The sequence below is a fragment of the Pseudooceanicola spongiae genome (genome assembly GCF_014899185.1).
GTDB lineage: Bacteria > Pseudomonadota > Alphaproteobacteria > Rhodobacterales > Rhodobacteraceae > Pseudooceanicola > Pseudooceanicola spongiae.
On the sequence record NZ_CP045201.1, the window covers coordinates 2,839,501 to 2,857,492 of the forward strand.

The 17,992-nt window shown below is 63.9% G+C and carries 15 protein-coding genes; 3 read left to right on the forward strand and 12 right to left on the reverse strand.

Annotation, left to right across the window (positions count from 1 at the left end):
* The first annotated feature begins 29 nt into the window (after nt 1-29).
* The gene (locus F3W81_RS13410; RefSeq protein WP_193079644.1) at nt 30-680 is read left to right on the forward strand and encodes a carbonic anhydrase; all 651 of its coding nucleotides are present in this window, start codon (nt 30-32) and stop codon (nt 678-680) included.
* A gap of 128 nt (nt 681-808) precedes the next feature.
* Here the strand turns inward: F3W81_RS13410 and F3W81_RS13415 are convergent, their stop codons facing one another.
* The 9 genes from F3W81_RS13415 to F3W81_RS13455 all read right to left on the reverse strand — a co-directional run bounded on the left by F3W81_RS13415 (nt 809) and on the right by F3W81_RS13455 (nt 12,697).
* The gene (locus F3W81_RS13415; protein ID WP_193079645.1) at nt 809-2,446 is read right to left on the reverse strand and encodes a DUF4139 domain-containing protein; all 1,638 of its coding nucleotides are present in this window, start codon (nt 2,444-2,446) and stop codon (nt 809-811) included.
* 169 nt (nt 2,447-2,615) lie between these two features.
* Nucleotides 2,616-3,638, reverse strand: a complete 1,023-nt coding sequence (locus F3W81_RS13420; RefSeq protein WP_193079646.1) for an aspartate-semialdehyde dehydrogenase — start codon at nt 3,636-3,638, stop codon at nt 2,616-2,618.
* Nucleotides 3,639-3,795: 157 nt separating this feature from the next.
* Nucleotides 3,796-4,536, reverse strand: coding sequence for an SDR family oxidoreductase (locus F3W81_RS13425; RefSeq protein WP_193079647.1), 741 nt, complete (start codon nt 4,534-4,536; stop codon nt 3,796-3,798).
* 27 nt (nt 4,537-4,563) lie between these two features.
* A complete protein-coding gene (locus F3W81_RS13430) occupies nt 4,564-6,015 on the reverse strand; it encodes an aldehyde dehydrogenase family protein (RefSeq protein WP_193079648.1) in 1,452 nt (483 codons plus the stop codon).
* 66 nt (nt 6,016-6,081) lie between these two features.
* A complete protein-coding gene (locus F3W81_RS13435; protein ID WP_193079649.1) occupies nt 6,082-7,668 on the reverse strand; it encodes an ABC transporter ATP-binding protein in 1,587 nt (528 codons plus the stop codon).
* 11 nt (nt 7,669-7,679) lie between these two features.
* Nucleotides 7,680-8,552, reverse strand: coding sequence for an ABC transporter permease (locus tag F3W81_RS13440; protein WP_193079650.1), 873 nt, complete (start codon nt 8,550-8,552; stop codon nt 7,680-7,682).
* Complete coding sequence (locus tag F3W81_RS13445; protein ID WP_193079651.1) at nt 8,549-9,496, reverse strand: ABC transporter permease; 948 nt, start codon at nt 9,494-9,496, stop codon at nt 8,549-8,551. Before F3W81_RS13445 ends, F3W81_RS13440 begins: the two co-directional genes overlap by 4 nt.
* Nucleotides 9,497-9,742: 246 nt before the next feature.
* Nucleotides 9,743-11,233, reverse strand: a complete 1,491-nt coding sequence (locus tag F3W81_RS13450; RefSeq protein ID WP_193079652.1) for an ABC transporter substrate-binding protein — start codon at nt 11,231-11,233, stop codon at nt 9,743-9,745.
* A gap of 174 nt (nt 11,234-11,407) precedes the next feature.
* The gene (locus F3W81_RS13455) at nt 11,408-12,697 is read right to left on the reverse strand and encodes an acetylornithine deacetylase/succinyl-diaminopimelate desuccinylase family protein (RefSeq protein WP_193079653.1); all 1,290 of its coding nucleotides are present in this window, start codon (nt 12,695-12,697) and stop codon (nt 11,408-11,410) included.
* Between the two features lie 64 nt (nt 12,698-12,761).
* Between F3W81_RS13455 and F3W81_RS13460 the strand changes: the two genes are divergently transcribed.
* Nucleotides 12,762-13,304 (forward strand): PAS and helix-turn-helix domain-containing protein, encoded by a 543-nt coding sequence (locus F3W81_RS13460; RefSeq protein WP_193079654.1) that lies wholly within the window; start codon nt 12,762-12,764, stop codon nt 13,302-13,304.
* A 176-nt stretch (nt 13,305-13,480) separates the two neighbouring features.
* On the forward strand, nt 13,481-14,617 hold the full coding sequence (locus F3W81_RS13465; RefSeq protein WP_193079655.1) for a histidine kinase dimerization/phosphoacceptor domain -containing protein: 1,137 nt from the start codon (nt 13,481-13,483) through the stop codon (nt 14,615-14,617).
* Between the two features lie 36 nt (nt 14,618-14,653).
* Here F3W81_RS13465 and rpe read toward each other — a convergent pair whose 3' ends face one another.
* The 3 genes from rpe to F3W81_RS13480 all read right to left on the reverse strand — a co-directional run bounded on the left by rpe (nt 14,654) and on the right by F3W81_RS13480 (nt 17,917).
* Complete coding sequence (gene rpe, locus F3W81_RS13470; protein ID WP_193079656.1) at nt 14,654-15,343, reverse strand: ribulose-phosphate 3-epimerase; 690 nt, start codon at nt 15,341-15,343, stop codon at nt 14,654-14,656.
* A 147-nt stretch (nt 15,344-15,490) separates the two neighbouring features.
* On the reverse strand, nt 15,491-16,432 hold the full coding sequence (locus F3W81_RS13475; RefSeq protein ID WP_193079657.1) for a class 1 fructose-bisphosphatase: 942 nt from the start codon (nt 16,430-16,432) through the stop codon (nt 15,491-15,493).
* Nucleotides 16,433-16,696: 264 nt separating this feature from the next.
* Entirely contained in the window at nt 16,697-17,917 is a 1,221-nt protein-coding gene (locus F3W81_RS13480; RefSeq protein ID WP_193079658.1) for an acyl-CoA dehydrogenase family protein, read from the reverse strand.
* Nucleotides 17,918-17,992 lie beyond the last annotated feature (75 nt).

The following is a 17,992-nucleotide window of genomic DNA, read 5'->3' on the forward strand; positions in this document are numbered from 1 at the left end:
TTGAGCCTGACGCATCCGAGGAGCCTTCAATGGACAGAGCCAAGCCACTCCCCTCCCTTCTGGTGCAACGCTATCACGGGTGGAAGGCCACGGCCTTTGCCGAAAACCGAGCGTGGTACAAACGCCTTGCCGACGAGGGCCAGCGCCCCAAGACGATGGTCATTTCCTGCTGTGACAGCCGCGTGCATGTCACCGGCATCTTCGGAGCCGATCAGGGTGAATTCTTCATTCACCGCAATATCGCCAACCTGATTCCGCCCTATCTGCCCGACGGCCAGCAGCACGGCACATCCGCCGCGCTGGAATATGCCGTGACCGCGCTGAAGGTCGCCCATGTCGTCATCATGGGGCATTCGGGCTGCGGCGGCGTGCAGGGGTGTCTGGACATGTGTTCGGGACGCGCGCCCGAGCTGGAGGAAAAGTCCAGCTTTGTCGGCCGCTGGATGGATCTGCTGCGCCCCGGCTATGACCGGATCAAGGATCTGGACGGCTATGACGCACAGCGCAACGCGCTGGAGCGTGAGGCCGTGCTGGTGTCGCTGGAAAATCTGATGACCTTCCCCTTTGTCGAGGAACGCGTCGCCTCGGGGGATCTGTCGGTGCACGGTCTCTGGCACGACATCGGCAATGGCACGGTCGAACAGTACCTGCCGTCGTCGAAGGTATTCGAGCCGATCTGAGGGTCTGGTCCGAAGGCAAGAGCCGACCCATAAAAAAAGCCAGCCCCGGCCAATGGCACGGGGCTGGCGGACTGAGACGGGGGCGCGGCGGGGATGTCCGGCACCCGGCTCAGATCACTCAAATATGATCAGTTGAGGAATTTTCCCTCGGGCCAGGTGATCTTGTGGTCGAGTGCCACCTCGCGGCTTTCACCGGCGGCCAGCGGCAGGCGCCATTCCAGAATGCCGCGTTTGCCATCGACATCGGTGACTTCGGGCATCGGCTCGGCACTCCATTCGATCTTGAGGTCTTCCTGTTCGGAATAGGGCACGCGGTCGGTCAGACGCACATCCCAATCGCGCGAGGTCAGGTTGTCGAGCGTGATCGTGACCGCTTCGCTGCGTTCGTTGGTGCGCGAGATGATGCCACGGTCGCCCTCGATCCGGTCATTGACCCGGCGCTCAAGGCGCAGGCCGTCGATGGGACCGAAGGCATATTCGGCCTCCTCGCCATCGGGCAGCAGGGCGATGCTGCGGCGGCCAACAAAGGTGCCGTCCAGGAACAGCTGCACAGCGTCGGTCGGCAGCAGCATTTCGCCCGTATCATTGGTGAAGCTGGCGACGAGGTAGGCAGTCGGGTCCAGCATCGGCACGGCGCGCGCGAACACCTGCGGTTTGACGTCCAGCGTGCCGAGGTCGAGCTTGACCGCCTCGGCGGCGCTGGCGACCGAGACCTTGCGCGGATAGTCATAGGTGAAGGTGACACCGTTCAGCGTGCCGGTGCTGGCGGTGATCGGCGCAGGCGCATCCATCAGCATCGCACCTTCCATATCCGTCTCGATCTTGGCGCTGCTGAGGCCACGGGCCATCGGCATCGGGCGCGGCGCTTCGTCGAGCATCTGGCGGAAGTCGGGCCAGAGATCGCTGGGCTGCACCTGCCCCGAGGGGCGCGCAGTCGACAGCGTCAGCGCCACATCGGTCCAGTTTTCGCCGGTCGACTGGTGGATATAGGCGGCACGCTCAACGCTGAGCGCAGGCGCGTCGCCGGTGGTGGTCAGCGACATGTCGTAGGCGGGCTGCCAGCCGGCGTCGTAGCTGGTGTAGGTCAGATCCAGCGTGCCGGTGGCCGCGGCGTCGGATTCAACCTCGATCGTCAGGTAGCTGCGCTGCTTGTTCTCGTTCTGCACGGATTTCAGCGCCGCTTCGGCGAGGTCGAGGTCATCGTTCAGCGGCTTGGCCTGCTTGCGGATCTCGGCGGCGCGGTCCATCGCGGCGGCGGCATCCTTGCGGGCCTGCAGGCCTTCGGTGCCGACCAGCGCCAGCAGATCGCGCAGACGCGCAGGATCGGAGGCGCCGGTGCCGTCGGAGCGGCCCAGCTGCACGAGGAAGTCGATGCGGGCATTGGCGGCATCGGCCTCAAGCTCGGCGTCGCGGGCGCGGCGCTCAACTTCGGCGATCTGCTCCTTGATGGAGTCGATGCGCGCCTTGGCGGCCTCGATCGCGGCGGTCTCGGCATCCGAGCGGGGCGGCACGAAATCATCGCGATAGGCGACGGCCCCGATGCTGGCCGCCGAGGTCGACAGGCGCAGGCTGGAGGGGTCGACGAAGGGCATGTCGGTCAGAATCAGGCGGTGCGATCCGGCGGGGATGGCGTAGCTGGCACTGCGGTGCACCGAAGCCCCGTCGGGAAACACGGTGACATCGCTGACAGCACTGGAAACAACAACGTCCTCGGCCAGAAGCGCATTCGGCGCGAGCAGGCAGAGGGCGATAAAAGCGGAGCGCATGGGAAACCTCGTCTGAACAATTTCCCCATGATGCTCATGTCGGCAGGGCGGGGCCAAGAGGCGACGCAAAACCGCACCGCAATCGGCGGGTTTCGGCAGTTCGCAGCGCCGAAAATGCAAAACGGGCGCCCCCTGAGGGACGCCCGCTTGTCGCTTAACCGACTGAAGATCAGCCTTTTTTCAGAACCTTCTGGCCCAGGACTTCGGCGATCTGAACGGCGTTCAGGGCCGCGCCTTTGCGCAGGTTGTCAGACACGACCCAGATGTTCAGGCCGTTGTCGATGGTGCTGTCCTGGCGGATGCGGCTGATGAAGGTCGCATAGTCGCCGACGCATTCGATCGGGGTGACGTAGCCACCGTCTTCGCGCTTGTCGATGACCATGCAGCCGGGCGCTTCGCGCAGGATGTCACGGGCTTCGTCTTCATCGAGGAAATCCTCGAATTCGATGTTGATCGCTTCGGAGTGGCCGACGAACACAGGCACGCGCACGCAGGTCGCGGTGACCTTGATCTTGGGGTCGATGATCTTTTTCGTCTCGGCGACCATCTTCCATTCTTCCTTGGTCGAGCCGTCTTCCATGAAGACGTCGATATGCGGAATCACGTTGAAAGCGATCTGCTTGGGATAGGTTTCGGACGAATAGTTGTCGGTCGGGTTGTAGATCGCCTTGGTCTCGTCCCAGAGCGTGTCGATGCCCGCCTTGCCCGAGCCGGACACCGACTGGTAGGTCGAGACGACAACGCGCTTGATGCGGGCGCGGTCATGCAGCGGCTTCAGCGCCACGACCATCTGCGCGGTCGAGCAGTTGGGGTTCGCGATGATGTTCTTCTTGTGATAGCCGAGGACCGCGTCCGCGTTCACTTCCGGCACCACCAGCGGCACATCCGGGTCGTAGCGGTAGAGCGAGGAGTTATCGATCACGATACAGCCCGTTGCAGCCGCTTTCGGCGCATATTCCTTGGTCGCGGTCGAGCCGACGGCGAACAGGGCGATATCCCAGCCGGTGAAATCGAAGGTGTCGAGGTCCTTGGTCTTCAGGGTCTTGTCGCCAAAGCTGATCTCGGTTCCCAGCGACTTGCGCGATGCCAGTGCGGCGATCTCGTCAATCGGGAACTCGCGTTCAGCCAGAATGTTCAGCATTTCGCGGCCCACGTTACCTGTGGCACCTACGACGACGACTTTGTAACCCATAGTGGAAGACTCCTATCAATCGGGACGTGGGTGCATACCCTATGTCCGGTCCGGTTGAAAGGGGGTGTGCTGTGATGCCCCATATCAACCAAAATCATGGAACAGCGGCTGGAGGCGTCCCGGCGGGGTCGCCGGAACGCGGATCCTGACGTGCAGATCAGATGCAGCGGCCGCCGTCGACGGTCATGCACAGGCCCGTGACCATCCCCGCCTCGTCCGAGCAGAGATAGAGCGCGGCATCGGCGATGTCTTTCGGCGTGGTGAACCGGCCCATCGGGATCGAGGATAGGAACTTGGCGCGCACCTCGGGGGTATCCTCGCCCATGAAGCTTTGCAGCAGGGGGGTTTCACCCGCGACGGGGTTCACCGCGTTGACGCGGATGCCGAAGGGGGCAAGCTCAACCGCCATGGAGCGTGTCGCCGTGTTCACCCAGCCTTTCGAGGCATTGTACCACGTCAGGTTCGGACGCGGGCTGATCCCGGCGGTGGACGAGATGTTGAGGATCGCGCCGCTGCCCTGCTGCTTCATGCGCGGCACAAGGATCTTGGCGGCGCGGTAGATGGCCTTGACGTTGACGGCATAGATCAGGTCGAAGTCTTCCTCCGAAACGTCCTCCATCCGCTGCGGCAGATGGGTGACGCCCGCGTTGTTGACGAGGATGTCGATCGGCCCAAGCTCGGCTTCGGCGCGGTCGAACATGGTCAGCAGGCTGTCGGGATCGGTGATGTCGATGCCATGCCCGAGGCCGCCGATCTCAGACGCGACGTTATGCGCCAGCTCGCCCTTGAGGTCGGCGACCATGACGTGCGCGCCCTCTTCGGCAAAGCGGCGTGCGATGCCTTCGCCAAAACCCTGTGCGGCGCCGGTGACGATGGCGGTCTTGCCCTGAAGTCTCATGTGGTATTCTCCGATAATATCAGCGTGTCAGCCGTGAAAGGCCGCGACGGTCTTGAGCGTGGTAAAGCCATAGAGGGCCTCGAAGCCCTTTTCGCGGCCATGACCGGATTTGCCAATACCGCCAAAGGGCAGTTCGACCCCGCCACCGGCACCGTAGTTGTTCAGGAACACCTGACCGGCGCGGATTGCCTTGGCCAGACGCATCTGACGTGCGCCGCTGTCGGTCCAGACAGAGGCGACAAGGCCGTAGTCGGTGCCGTTGGCGATGGCGATGGCCTCGGCCTCGTCCTCGAACGGGATGACGACCTGCACGGGGCCAAAGACCTCGTTCTGGGCCAGCGTGTGATCGGGCGAAACCCCGGCGAAGAGGGTCGGCGGCACGTAATAGCCGCCCGAGGGCAGATCGCCCAAGGTCGCCTGGCCTGCCAGTTGCAGGTCATGCCCCTGTTCGATGAAGCCCGAGACCAGCCCCTTTTGCTTGGCCGAGATCAGCGGCCCGACGTCGAGGTCATCGACCGCAGGGCCGACCCGCAGCGCGCCGTAACGGGCGGCCATCTTCTCGACCACCTCATCGTAGCGGGCGCGCTGCACAAGGATGCGCGAGGAGGCAGAGCAGGTCTGGCCCGCGTTCTGAATGCCCGCGTTGACCAGAAACGGCAGCGCCGCGTCGAGGTCGGCATCGTCAAACACCACCTGAGGGCTCTTGCCGCCAAGCTCCAGCGTGACCGGGATGACATTGGCCCCAGCGGCGATCTGCACCGCAGCGCCCGTCGCCACCGAGCCGGTGAACGAGATGTGGTGCAAGCCGGGATGGGCGGTCAGTGCGGCACCGGCTTCGGCGCCGAGGCCCGGCACCACGTTCAGCACGCCATCGGGCAGACCGGCCTGCTTGGCGAGGTCGGCAAAGGCCAGCGCAGTCAGGCAGGCATCCTCGGCCGGTTTCAGCACGCAGGCATTGCCCGCCGCCAGAGCCGCGCCGACAGAGCGCCCGATGATCTGCATCGGATAGTTCCAGGGCACGATATGGCCCGTCACGCCATGCGGTTCGCGCAGGGTGTAGACGGTGTAGCCATCCATATAGGGAATGGTCTGGCCCAGCAGCTTGTCCGCCGCGCCGCCGTAGAATTCCATGTAGCGGGCAAGGGCCACGGCATCGGCGCGGGCCTGCTTGTAGGGCTTGCCGACATCGCGGGCCTCGATCATCGCCAGCGCCTCGACACGCTCCAGCACCAGCTGGCCGAGACGGGTCAGGATGCGGCCACGCTCGACTGCCGGGGTGCGGTGCCAGACGCCGTGAAAGGCCTCGGTCGCGGCCGTGACGGCGGCGTCGATTTCGGTCGCGCCCCCACGGGCGATGGCGCCGATTTCGGCCCCGGTCGAGGGATCATAGAGCGGCAGCGTGCCGGCGGCGGCTTTCACCCATTCGCCGGCAATCAGGCAACGGGACGGGTCGAACCAGAGTTCGGGGATCGCGGTCATCATATTCCTCCGGGCCCCAGCGGGGGCCTCTCTTTCTCAGACGTATTCTCTTAGGGCGTTTTCGGCTCAGACGTTCTCGGGCAGGCGCGGCGCGGCTGCAACAAGTTGCTGTGTATAGGGATGCTGCGGCGCATCAAGCACCTGTTCGGTCTGCCCCTGCTCGACAATCTCGCCCAGCTTCATCACCAGCACCCGGTCGGTGATCGAGCGCACGACCGACAGATCGTGGCTGATGAACAGATAGGTCAGCCCGAAACGTTCCGACAGATCCGCCAGCAGGTCGAGGATCTGGGCCCGCACCTGCACGTCGAGGGCACTGACGGCCTCGTCCAGAATAATCAGATCGGGCCGGGTGATCAGGGCGCGGGCAATGGCGATCCGCTGCCGCTGGCCACCGCTGAATTCGTGGATGTACTTGTGCTGATCCTCGGGGCTCAGACCCACGGCGGTCAGCGCCTCGGCAATCGCGGCGGCGCGGGCGGCGCCTTGGGGCGGGTTTTCCGACAGATGGAACGGCTCGGTCACAAGGCGCGCGACCCGGTGGCGGGGGTTGAAGCTGCCATAGGGGTCCTGGAAGACCACCTGAAGGCGGCGGCGCACCTCGGGGTTGGGCCTGTGGCCGGTAAAGACCGGCTGGCCGCCCAAAGTGATCTCGCCCGACTGGACCTTTTCCAGCCCCAGAATGGCGCGGGTCAGGGTGGATTTGCCACAGCCGGACTCCCCCACCAGCCCGAGGCTTTCGCCGCGCCGGATCTGGAATGACACGCCGCGCACCGCCTGAATGACACGCGGCGCGCCGAACAGCGATTTGCGCGGCAGGGTATAGCTGCGCACCACATCCTGCACGACCAGCAGAGCGTCGTCGTTGATGCCGGGCGTGCGGTCGGGCGCATGGGTCGAAGCCGCCAGCAGCGCGCGCGAATAGGGGTGCTGCATGGTCTGGAACAGGGTCTTGGCAGGGCCACGTTCGACCACGCGGCCGCGTTGCATGATCGCGATCTCATCCGCCATATCGGCCACAACGGCGAGGTCGTGGCTGATGATCAGCAGGCCCATGCCATCCTCACGCACCAGCCGCGTCAGCAGCTTGAGGATCTGCGCCTGCGTGGTCACATCCAGCGCCGTCGTCGGCTCATCCGCGATCAGCAGCGCCGGGCGCAGGGCGATGGCCATGGCGATGACGACCCGCTGGCGCTGGCCGCCCGACAGCTCATGCGGATAGCGCGTCATGGGAAAGCGGTCTTCGGGCAACTCAGCGCGGGCAAGGGCGTCGCGGGCCCGGGTCATAGCGTCGCGACGGGAGATCTTCTCGTGCATGAGGATCGTCTCGGCCACCTGATCGCCGATGGTCTTCAGCGGGTTCAGCGCCGTCATAGGCTCCTGAAACACCATGCCGACGGCCTTGCCGCGCAGACCACACATCTGCGCCTCCGTGAGGCTCAGCACCTCATGCCCGGCGAGAGAGATGCGCCCGGTGCAACGCGCACCCTCGGGCAGCAACTGCATCGAGGCGAAGGCCGTCATCGACTTGCCCGAGCCGCTTTCGCCAATGACACCAAGGATTTGCCCCGGCGCGACGCTGAGCGAGACATCATGCAGGATCGCCGTGCCGTGGATCGACAGCGACAGGTTCTCGATGGTCAGCAAGCTCATGTCTGTTTCCGTCATGTCCGGCCCCTGCGCAGTTTGGGATCAAAGAGGTCGCGCAGGCCGTCGCCCATCAGGTTCAGCCCCAGCACGGTCAGCAGGATGGCAAGGCCGGGAAACAGCGCCATATGCGGCGCGAAGGAGATGAAAGTCTGACTGTCCGCCAGCATCCGCCCCCAGCTGGCCGTGGGCGGCTGCGCGCCCAGACCGACATAGCTCAGCCCCGCCTCGGCCAGAATGCCGAGCGAGAACTGGATGGTGCCCTGCACGATCATCATGTTGGTGATATTGGGCAGGATATGTTCCCAGCTGATCCGCGCCGCGCCCTTGCCCGCCACCCGCGCCGCCAGAATATAGTCGCGCTGCCACAGGCTCAGCGCGCTTGAGCGGGTCAGCCGGGCAAAGACGGGGATGTTGAAGATGCCGATGGCAATGATCGCATTGGTCGCGGAAGGGCCAAAGGCCGAGGTGATCATCACCGCAATGAGCAGCGACGGAAAGGCGAAGACCAGATCGTTGGTCCGCATGATGACCTCGTCCAGCAGGCTGCCCCGCCGCGCGGCCGCCCAAAGGCCCAGAGGCACGCCGATCAGCATCCCGATGCCGACCGCCAGCACCGCCACGGCGATCGAGGTGCGCGCACCCTGCATGATCATCGACAGGATATCGCGGCCATAGTGATCGGTGCCGAGCCAATGCAGCGCGCTCGGCCCCTTGATCTTGTTGGCAATATCCAAGGTCGTGATGTCATAGGGCACCCAGACAAAGCTGATCAGCGCGGCGGCGACAAAGGTCAGCGTCAGCACCAGCCCGAGGATCAGACTGCGCGAGCGCAGGGCAATCCAAAGGGTCGATGACGCTTGCACAGGGGACAGGGATTGGTCGCTCATCTGCGCACCCTCAGTCTGGGGTCAACGAAGGCATAGGCCAGCTCGACCATGAAATTGACCATGACGACGGCAAAGACCAGCAGCATGACGACGCTCTCCACCACGATCAGATCGCGGGCCGAGATCGCCTGAAAGATCAGCCGGCCAAGACCGGGCAGATAGAAGACGTTCTCGATGATGATGCCGCCTGCCAGCAGAAAGGAAAACTGCATGCCGATGATGGTCAGCACCGGGATCATCGCATTGCGCAACGCATGCCGCCACAGCGCCTGCCGCCGTGTCAGCCCCTTGGCACGGGCTGTGCGGATGAAGTCCTCAGACAACGTGTCCAGCAAGGCCGAGCGCATGACTCGCGCCAGGATCGACGCCTGCGGCAGTGCCAGCGCAATCGCCGGCAGTGTCAGAGACTTGATCGCCAGCAGAGGCCCCTCGCCCCAGCCAGTAAAGCCCCCGGCGGAAAACCACTGCAGATTGATGGCAAAGACCAGCACCATCAGCATGGCAAACCAGAAGTTCGGAATAGCGACGCCCAGCTGCGTCAGCCCCATGACAGAGACATCCGCAAAAGACCCCCTCCGAGATGCCGCCCAGATCCCGACCGGAAACGCGATCAGCACCGTCAGCGCCAGCGCATAAAGCGCCAGCGGCAGAGAGACCTGCAAACGATCCACGATCATCTGCGCGACAGGTGTACGATAGGTATAGGAGACCCCGAAATCCCCATGCACCATGCCCGAAACCCAGGTCAGGTAGCGCTCGACCGGCGCCTGATCCAGCCCCAGTTCGGTGCGCAGCGCCGCCAGCGTGTCTTCCTGAGCGTTCACCCCCAGCATGACCGAGGCCGGATCGCCCGGCAGCACCTCGATCGCGGCAAAGATCACGACCGAGGCCGCCACCAGGCTGAGGATCAGCGATGTCAGTCGTGTCAGTGTGTAACGAATCATAAATGTCTGTCCTGACCCAGTGTCATCTCGATCTCAGCGCCCTCTGGCACCTTCGGAAGGGGGCTCTGCCCCCGCCGCGCGTGCCGCGCGACTCCCCCGGGATATTTCCAACAGGGAAACGAATTGGGGCGCCGCTCTTTGTCATCTTGCCAAAAATACTTCCGCCGGAGGCACCCGGACGCGCCAGAAGCACGCCCCCTGACAAGCGAAGCCCGCCGGAGCCATTCGCTCCGGCAGGCGGTGGTTTTAGTCGACCCAGTGCACTGCCGTCAGATCGGCGGCCTGTGTCGGCTGGTTGACCCAGAGGCCTTCGATCTTGGCGTTGGCCACCGTCTGCATCGGCAGCTCGAACATGAACCCGCTGACATAGTCCTCAGCAAGGATAGTCTGGGCCTGTTTCAGCATCTCCGAACGCTTTGCTGCATCCGTGGTCAGGTTGAGGTCGGCCATCAGCTTCTGGAAGTCGGGGTTGTTGTACTGAAAGTAGTACTCCGGGTTGGCGTAGATGCCGATGTCCATCGGTTCGGTATGCGAGATGATGGTCAGGTCATAGTCGTGGGCGCCCTTGAACGTCGTCTCAAGCCACTGCGACCATTCGACGTTTTCGATCTGGGCCTCGATGCCGACGGCGCGCAGTTCGGCCGCGACAATCTCGCCGCCGCGACGGGCGTAGGAGGGTGGCGGCAGGGTCATTTTGACGCGCAATGGCAGGGTGACGCCAGCTTCTTCCAGCAGGGCCTTGGCTTTCTCGGGGTCGTACTCCGACAGGCCGGTCAGATCGACATAGTCGGGGTTGTGCGGCGCGAAGAAGGTGCCGATCGGCGTGCCGTAGCCGAACATTGCGCCGTCGATGATTTCCTGGCGGTTGATGGCATGGGCGACAGCTTCGCGCACCAGCTTGTTGTCGAAGGGTGGGCGGCCGTTGTTCATTGCCAGGATCGTCTCGCCCTCGGTCGAGCCGATCAGCACCTTGAAGCGGGGATCGGCCTCGAACTGCGGCAGGTTTTCCGGCGCGGGGAAGGCACCAAAGGCGTCGACGTCCCCGGCCATCACCGCCGCGAAAGCGGCCGTCGGATCGGAGATGAACTTGATCGTCGCACTGTCGAGCTCGGCCGGCGTGCCCCAGTAGTCGGGGTTCTTCACCATGGTGACCGAATCGCCCTGCACCCATTTGGAGAACTTGAAGGCACCGGTGCCGACGGGGGTGTTGGCGATGCCGTCGATGCTTTCAGGCGCCACGATCACCGCATCGCCCCAGGCCATCTTGAACGGGAAGGCGCCATCGGGCGCGGAGAGCGTCACCTTGACGGTCGCCGGGTCCACCACATCGACCGACGCGATCCCGGCGAACAGCGGTTTCTGCGCATTGGTGCTGTCGTCGGCGCGGGCACGGTCGAGCGAGAACTTGACGTCCGTTGCCTCGAAATCCGTGCCGTCGTGGAACTTGGCGCCCTCGACCAGGTGGAAGGTGTAGGTCAGACCATCGTCCGAGATGTCCCAGCTTTTCGCCAGACCCGGATTGATCGATCCATCGGGGCCAAAGCGGGTCAGGCCCTCGAAGATGTTGGAATAGACCACCTGATCGATCGCCCCGGCGGCCGAGGAGGTAGGGTCGAGGTTTGGCGGCTCAAGCTGCAGGCCGAGGGTCAGGTCCGTCTTTTGCGCAAAGGCCGCCCCGGTGGTCAGCGTCAGTGCCAGCACTGAGGCCAGACCGGCGGCAGAAATCTTGGCAATCATGTCGTTCTCCCTGTTTTTGCCCACGTTGGGGCTATTGCCGGTGCGGTACATCGGGCCGTGGCCCGCCGCAAAGCCGGGATCATCATCACTGGAAACTCCGCGCCCGTCCAGATGTCGCACGCGCAGCATACCGGGACAGTTGGCCCCCATATCGCAGGGGGCGCAAGGGCGGCCTCAGCGATCCACCAGCAGTTCCGCCAGCGACAGCGCCATGACTTCGGCGGACTGCATCATTTCCTCGACCCCGACGTATTCGTCGGGCTTGTGGGCAAGGTCCAGAATGCCGGGGCCATAGGCGATACAGTTCTTCAGCTTGCCGATCCGGTCGATGTGCTTCTGGTCATAAGTGCCGGGCGAGACAACATATTGCGGATCGCGGCCCAGCGTATCGCTGATGGCGCGCGATACGGTCTGCACCACGGGCGAATTCTGGTCGGTCATGCTGGGCAGCACGCGCATCATCTCGCGCATGTCGTAGCTGAAGGTCGGGCGGCGGGCCGAGACGCGGTCGAGCACGCCTTGGATCTCGCCCATGACCTCTTCGATGCTTTCCTCGATCAGGAAGCGGCGGTCGAGCACCATGCGGGCGCTGTCGGGCACGCAGGGGCTGGGCAGGCCGGTTTCGGCGCGCGAAATCTCAGCCTGACCGCCGTGCAGCGAGTTGATGTTCAGCGTCGACTGCTTGGCGCCTTCGGGCACCACGGGCATGGCGGTGTGTTTCAGCGCCAGCGCCGGGAACAGCGTCTCTTCCATCTCGTGCATCACGGCGCCCATGTGGCGCACGGCGCAGTCGCCGAGGAAGGGCATGGAGCCATGGGCGATTTCGCCGTGAGTCTCGATCTCGGCCCACCAGACGCCGCGGTGACCGAGGCAGATGCGGTCTACGTTCAGCGGTTCGGGGATGATGACGTGGTGCACATTGGCGAAATGGCCCTTTTCGGCGAGGTAGGCCACGCCCCCAAAGCCGCCCGACTCCTCGTCCGCGGTGCCGGAAATCTCGATCGCGCCGGCCCAGTCGGGCACCACGGCGAGGAAGGCTTCGGCGGCGATGATGCTGGCGGCGAGGCCACCTTTCATGTCGCAGGCCCCCCGGCCATAGATCTTGCCGTCCTTCAGCTCTCCGCCGAAGGGGTCCGTCGTCCAGCCTTTGCCGACATCGACCACGTCGATATGGCTGTTGAAGTGGACGCATTCACCGGTGCGCGCCCCGTCACGCCGCGCGACGATGTTCCAGCGCGGGTACTTGTCGCTGTCGCCCGGCGCGCCAAACGCCCGGATCAGCTGCGTGTCAAACCCTGAGGCCGACAGACGCCGGTCGAGGTAGTCGCAGATCTCACGGTAGTTGTCGCCCGGCGGGTTCAGCGTCGGGATACGGATCAGATCCTGGGTCAGCGCGATCAGGTCATCGCGCCGATCGGCAATGGCGGCGTGCAGCGAAACGTGCAGGGGGGTGCGTTCTTTCATCCTTTTATGCTGCGCGCGTCGGCACTACGGTGCCAATACCGTATGATTACGGTATGAGGGGCCGATGGACAATATGGAACAGATCGCCTGGGATCAGGCACCGGTGGGACTTGTCCTTTCAGAACAAAGGGTTATCCGCGCCTGCAACGCCACATTCGCCACTATGGTGGGGCGGGTGCGCGAGACGATGATCGGGCAGTCTTTCCGCGTGCTCTATGCCAGCGATCAGGAATTCGACACTTTGCGCGACGTCGGCATGACCGCGCTGCGCGACCACGGCGTCTATAGCGACGAACGGATGATGCACCGGGCGGGCGGCGGCACCTTCTGGGTCCGCTTTCGCGCCCGCACCCTGACGCCCGAGGCGCCGCTGGCACGTGTGGTGATGAGCTACGCCCCGCTGGGGCGCGCCGAAACCAGCCGCCTGACGCCGCGGGAACGCGATGTCGTCGCGGGGCTGGCGCGCGGTCTGACCAGCAAGGAAATCGCCCGCTCGCTCGGCCTGTCGCCCCGCAGCATCGAGGACGTCCGCGCCCGCCTGCTGCGCAAACATCAGGTGCGCAATGCGGCCGAGCTGATCCGCAGACTGGCCGGCCCGGGTCTTTGACTCTGCGGTTAATTAACTTGCTGAATTTTAAAGATTTTGACTCAAGTTAACCATACTTTCGAAAGATGGCGCGGGCCGCCTGTTCGTATTTGCAACGGCAGGTTTGCATGTCTATACCCCTGCCATTGCATCGCCGGCCTGCCCTGCGACCTCCGTCTCTTCTCGAAAGCACGATCATGAAAGCGCCCCAGCACCCTGACGAGGCCAAACGTCTGGCCGAACTGAACTCCTTCGAGGTGCTCGACACCGACCCCGAGGAACCGTTTGACGATGTGGTCAAGCTGGCCTCAGCGCTCTGCGGCATGCCGATTTCGCTGATCTCTCTGGTCGACGGCGACCGCCAGTGGTTCAAGGCCAAGACCGGGCTTGAGAATGCGCAGACCTCGCTTGAGGAATCCATCTGCGCCCATGCGATTCTGGCGGAAGAGGGCTTTCTTGAGGTGACCGATGCCTCCATAGACCCGAGAACAAAGGACAATCCCCTCGTCACCGGTGAGATGAACCTGCGCTATTACGCCGGGGCCGTGCTGAAAACCGAGGATGGCTTTCCCATTGGCTCGCTCTGCGTGCTCGACACCCAGCCCAACAAGCTGACGCCGCTGCAGCGCGATGCGCTGAAGGTGCTGGCCAAGCAGATCATCGTCCAGATGGAGCTGAAACGCGCCCTGCGTCAGGCCGAGCTGATGCGCCGCGAAGTCGATCACCGGGTGAAGAATTCGCTGCAGTCGGTCTCCGCTCTGACCCGGATGCAGGCCCGCGACGTCAAGGGAGAGGAGGCCCGCGCCGCCCTCGAACACGTCCGGCGGCGAATCGAGACTGTGGCTGCCCTGCACGAACAGCTCTACCGCGCGGAACAGAGCGAAACGATCAATCTGAATCACTTTGGAACCAGCGTTTGCCGTCTGATCGGTGGCTCTGCGCCCCATAACGTGCGCATCGAATCAAGCTGGCCGGTGGTCGATGTCGATGCAAATGTCGCGGCGGCCCTCGGGGTGATCCTGAACGAATTCGCCGCCAATGCCTTCAAGCACGCTTTCCCCGACGGCCGCGATGGCGTCGTCAGCTGCCTCGTACAGACCGAGGTCAATGGTCGCTGTGAATTGCAGCTCTCGGACAATGGCGTCGGCCTGCCGGGCGGCGTGACGGCGCAGCAGGGCCTCGGCATGCAGGTGATCGAAGCCTCAGCGCGTCAGCTCGGCGGCGCCTTCTCGCTGGAATCGGGGCCCTCGGGCACCCGGATCACGCTGGATTTCCCGCTGCAGGACGCCGACTACGACGGCCCGGACGAAAACGGCGCCCTCGCCCGCATGTAAGCGCGCGGCGCGCGGTACCCCGCGCGCCAAAAGCCTTCAGACCAACGTATCGCAGGCCGTGCGAAGGGCGCGGATATTCTCGCCATAGGGCGCGGGCGTGCTGACACTCCCGCCCTTGAACACGGCCGAGCCCGCCACCAGCACATCCGCCCCCGCCGCGCGCACCAGAGGCGCGGTTTCCGGCGTCACGCCACCATCAATCTCGATATGGATAGGCCGGTCGCCGATCATCGCGCGCAGGCGTTTCACCTTGTCGATCTGGCTGTGAATGAACTTCTGCCCGCCGAAACCGGGGTTCACCGTCATCACGCAGACCAGATCCACCATATCCAGCAGAGTGTCCACCGCCTCGACCGGCGTGCCGGGGTTCAGCGCCACGCCGGCCTTGCAGCCCGCAGCGCGAATCGCCTGCATGGTGCGATGGCTGTGCGGCCCCGCCTCGACATGCGCGGTCAGGATATCCGCCCCCGCCGCCGCATAGGCCTCGATATAGGCATCGACGGGCGAGATCATCAGATGCACATCCATCACCGTCTTGATGTGCTTGCGGATCCCGGCACAGAGCGGCGGCCCGAAGGTCAGGTTGGGCACGAAATGCCCATCCATCACATCGACATGGACCCAGTCCGCGCCCTGCGCCTCGATGGCCTCGATCTCGGCACCGAAATTGGCAAAATCCGCCGACAGGATCGACGGAGCTATCTTCAGCTCACGGGAAAACGACATGATGCAGACTCCTCAAGGATCACTTGCCCGCCGATATAGGCGCAGGCGCGGCGCAGCAAAAGCACGCAGTTCACCGCACCCGCCTTCTTCTTGCCCCATATTCCCGCCGGAGGCTCCCCCGGCCCCCAGACAGAGGGCCGCGCGCCCCTAGCCGTGCAACGCCGCAATCCGCGCCACTTCCTCGGCCGAGCCGAACACCAGCGGGCAGCGCTCATGCAGCGCGCCGGCCTGCAACGACAGGATCGGCGTCTTGCCATCCGTCGCCTGACCGCCGGCCTGCTCGACCAGGAACGCCATCGGCGCAACCTCGTAGACCATCCGCAACCGGCCCTTCTCATAGCCCTTGCGCGCATCCGAAGGGTAAAGGAACGTCCCGCCCCGCGTCAGGATCCGGTGCGTCTCCGCCACCAGCGACCCGACCCAGCGAAAGTTCATGGTCTTGCCCTTGGCGCCGGTCTCTCCCGCCTCGCATTCCTCGACATAGGCCAGCACGGGGGCCGTCCAGTGCCGCCGGTTCGAGGCATTGATCGAGTATTCCTTGGCCGCGACAGGCAGCACCATCGCCTCGCTCGCCAGCACAAAACGCCCGGTTTCCGGATCCAGCACATACAGCAGGGTCCCGGCACCAAAGGTCACGGCCAGCAGGGTCTGAGGACCATAGGCAATATAGCCAGCGGCAATCTGCTCTGACGCCGGGCGCAGGAAACTCGCCGTCGGATCTGCAACAGCGTCAAAGATCGAAAAGATTGTACCGATGGTGACATTGACGTCGATATTCGACGACCCGTCCAACGGATCAATCGCCAGCGCATAGGGCCCGGCCGCGTCCAGAGTCAGCACGACCTCCTGCTCTTCCGAGGCGTAATGGCGCACACCAGCAGGCTTCAGCGCCGCTTCGAACATCTCGTCAGCCATGACATCCAGCGCCTTCTGCTGGTCGCCATCAGAGTTCTCGCCCACGCCTGCACCAAGCGATTGCCCCAAAGGCCCCCGCGCGATCACAGCCGAAAGCTGCGCGCCCGTGGCACAGAGCGCGTCGATGACAGGAAAAAGGTCTGCGGGAATGAGATCGGGATCAATGGCGGGCATGAAATACTCCTGAGGTTTGATCCGAGTTATTCCACAGTCCGCGTCACAGCAAAACGCCTTTCGGCGGTCCCGTGACATTGTGAGCGTTAACACCCCCGGAGATCCCCGAATGGGGCGCTGCCCCCGTCTCCCTGCGGGAGCCTCCCCCGGAGTATAAAAGCAAGAAGAAGCCCGATGACCTCGACCGCCAGCTCTTTCATCTTGCCAGAAATACTTCGGGGGAGTCGGCGCCAGCCGACGGGGGCAGAGCCCCCGCCTGGTGCCTCAGTTGCGATATTGCTTCAGTTCCAGTTTCGCGATGGTTTCGCGGTGCACCTCATCGGGGCCGTCCACCAGACGCATGGTGCGGGCATTGGCGAAGGCCGCGGCGAGGAAGGTGTCCTGACTGACACCCTGCGCCCCATGGAACTGGATCGCGCGATCGACGACGCGCTGCACCATGTTGGCGCCCACGACCTTGATCATCGCAATCTCCTTGCGGGCCGCCTTGTTGCCCACGGTGTCCATCATGTAGGCGGCATGCATCGTCAGCAGGCGGGCCTGTTCGATCTCGCAGCGGCTTTCGGCGATCCAGTGTTTGTTCACGCCCATCTCGGCAATCGGCTGACCGAAGGCGGTGCGTTGCAGCCCGCGTTCGCACATGGATTGCAGGGCACGCTCCGCCTGACCAATGGAGCGCATGCAGTGGTGGATGCGGCCAGGCCCCAGGCGGCCTTGGGCGATTTCAAATCCACGGCCTTCGCCGAGCAGGATGTTGGAGGCCGGCACGCGCACATTGTCATAGCGGATCTCGGCATGGCCGTGCGGCGCGTGGTCATAGCCGATCACATGCAGCGGGCGCACGATGGTGACGCCCGGAGTGTCCAGCGGCACCAGAATCATGCTCTGCTGGCGGTGTTTTTCCGCGGTCTTGTCGGTCTTGCCCATGACGATCGCGATCTTGCAGGCCTTGTCCATCGCGCCCGAGGACCACCATTTTACGCCGTTGATCACGTAGTCATCGCCGTCGCGGCGAATCTCTGTCTGGATGTTGGTCGCATCGGACGAGGCCACATCGGGCTCGGTCATCGAAAAGCACGACCGGATCTCGCCATCCATCAGGGGGCGCAGCCATTTGGCGCGCTGATCGGCATCCCCATAGAGAAACAGCGTCTCCATGTTGCCGGTGTCGGGGGCGGAGCAGTTGAACGGCTCGGACCCGATGAAGGATTTGCCCATCTGTTCGCAGAGCATGCCATATTCGACGTTGCTCAGCCCCATGCCCTCGTAGCCCTCTTTCGAGTGCGGCAGGAACATGTTCCACAGGCCGGCCTCGCGCGCCTTGACCTTCAGCTCTTCCATGATCGGCGGATGGGTCCAGCGGTCACCCGCAGCGTGCTGTTCGGCAAAGACTTTCTCGTTCGGAAAGATATTCTCTTCCATGAACGCGATCAGCTTTGAGCGCAGCTCCCGCGCCCGGTCCGATATCGGGAAATGGTCGTACATTGGCATCCTCCTCATCATCCTCCCCCACTTGATGCCCGGCGAAAGCCGAACGGTCAATAGTGTGGAAGACTTTTC

What these genes read in the sequence shown, in the direction of transcription:
- F3W81_RS13410 (WP_193079644.1), top strand. Translation starts at nt 30, where the DNA reads ATGGACAGAGCCAAGCCACTCCCCTCCCTTCTGGTGCAACGCTATCAC.
- F3W81_RS13415 (WP_193079645.1), bottom strand. Translation starts at nt 2,446, where the DNA reads ATGCGCTCCGCTTTTATCGCCCTCTGCCTGCTCGCGCCGAATGCGCTT.
- F3W81_RS13420 (WP_193079646.1), bottom strand. Translation starts at nt 3,638, where the DNA reads ATGGGTTACAAAGTCGTCGTCGTAGGTGCCACAGGTAACGTGGGCCGC.
- F3W81_RS13425 (WP_193079647.1), bottom strand. Translation starts at nt 4,536, where the DNA reads ATGAGACTTCAGGGCAAGACCGCCATCGTCACCGGCGCCGCACAGGGT.
- F3W81_RS13430 (WP_193079648.1), bottom strand. Translation starts at nt 6,015, where the DNA reads ATGACCGCGATCCCCGAACTCTGGTTCGACCCGTCCCGTTGCCTGATT.
- F3W81_RS13435 (WP_193079649.1), bottom strand. Translation starts at nt 7,668, where the DNA reads ATGAGCTTGCTGACCATCGAGAACCTGTCGCTGTCGATCCACGGCACG.
- F3W81_RS13440 (WP_193079650.1), bottom strand. Translation starts at nt 8,552, where the DNA reads ATGAGCGACCAATCCCTGTCCCCTGTGCAAGCGTCATCGACCCTTTGG.
- F3W81_RS13445 (WP_193079651.1), bottom strand. Translation starts at nt 9,496, where the DNA reads ATGATTCGTTACACACTGACACGACTGACATCGCTGATCCTCAGCCTG.
- F3W81_RS13450 (WP_193079652.1), bottom strand. Translation starts at nt 11,233, where the DNA reads ATGATTGCCAAGATTTCTGCCGCCGGTCTGGCCTCAGTGCTGGCACTG.
- F3W81_RS13455 (WP_193079653.1), bottom strand. Translation starts at nt 12,697, where the DNA reads ATGAAAGAACGCACCCCCCTGCACGTTTCGCTGCACGCCGCCATTGCC.
- F3W81_RS13460 (WP_193079654.1), top strand. Translation starts at nt 12,762, where the DNA reads ATGGACAATATGGAACAGATCGCCTGGGATCAGGCACCGGTGGGACTT.
- F3W81_RS13465 (WP_193079655.1), top strand. Translation starts at nt 13,481, where the DNA reads ATGAAAGCGCCCCAGCACCCTGACGAGGCCAAACGTCTGGCCGAACTG.
- rpe (WP_193079656.1), bottom strand. Translation starts at nt 15,343, where the DNA reads ATGTCGTTTTCCCGTGAGCTGAAGATAGCTCCGTCGATCCTGTCGGCG.
- F3W81_RS13475 (WP_193079657.1), bottom strand. Translation starts at nt 16,432, where the DNA reads ATGCCCGCCATTGATCCCGATCTCATTCCCGCAGACCTTTTTCCTGTC.
- F3W81_RS13480 (WP_193079658.1), bottom strand. Translation starts at nt 17,917, where the DNA reads ATGTACGACCATTTCCCGATATCGGACCGGGCGCGGGAGCTGCGCTCA.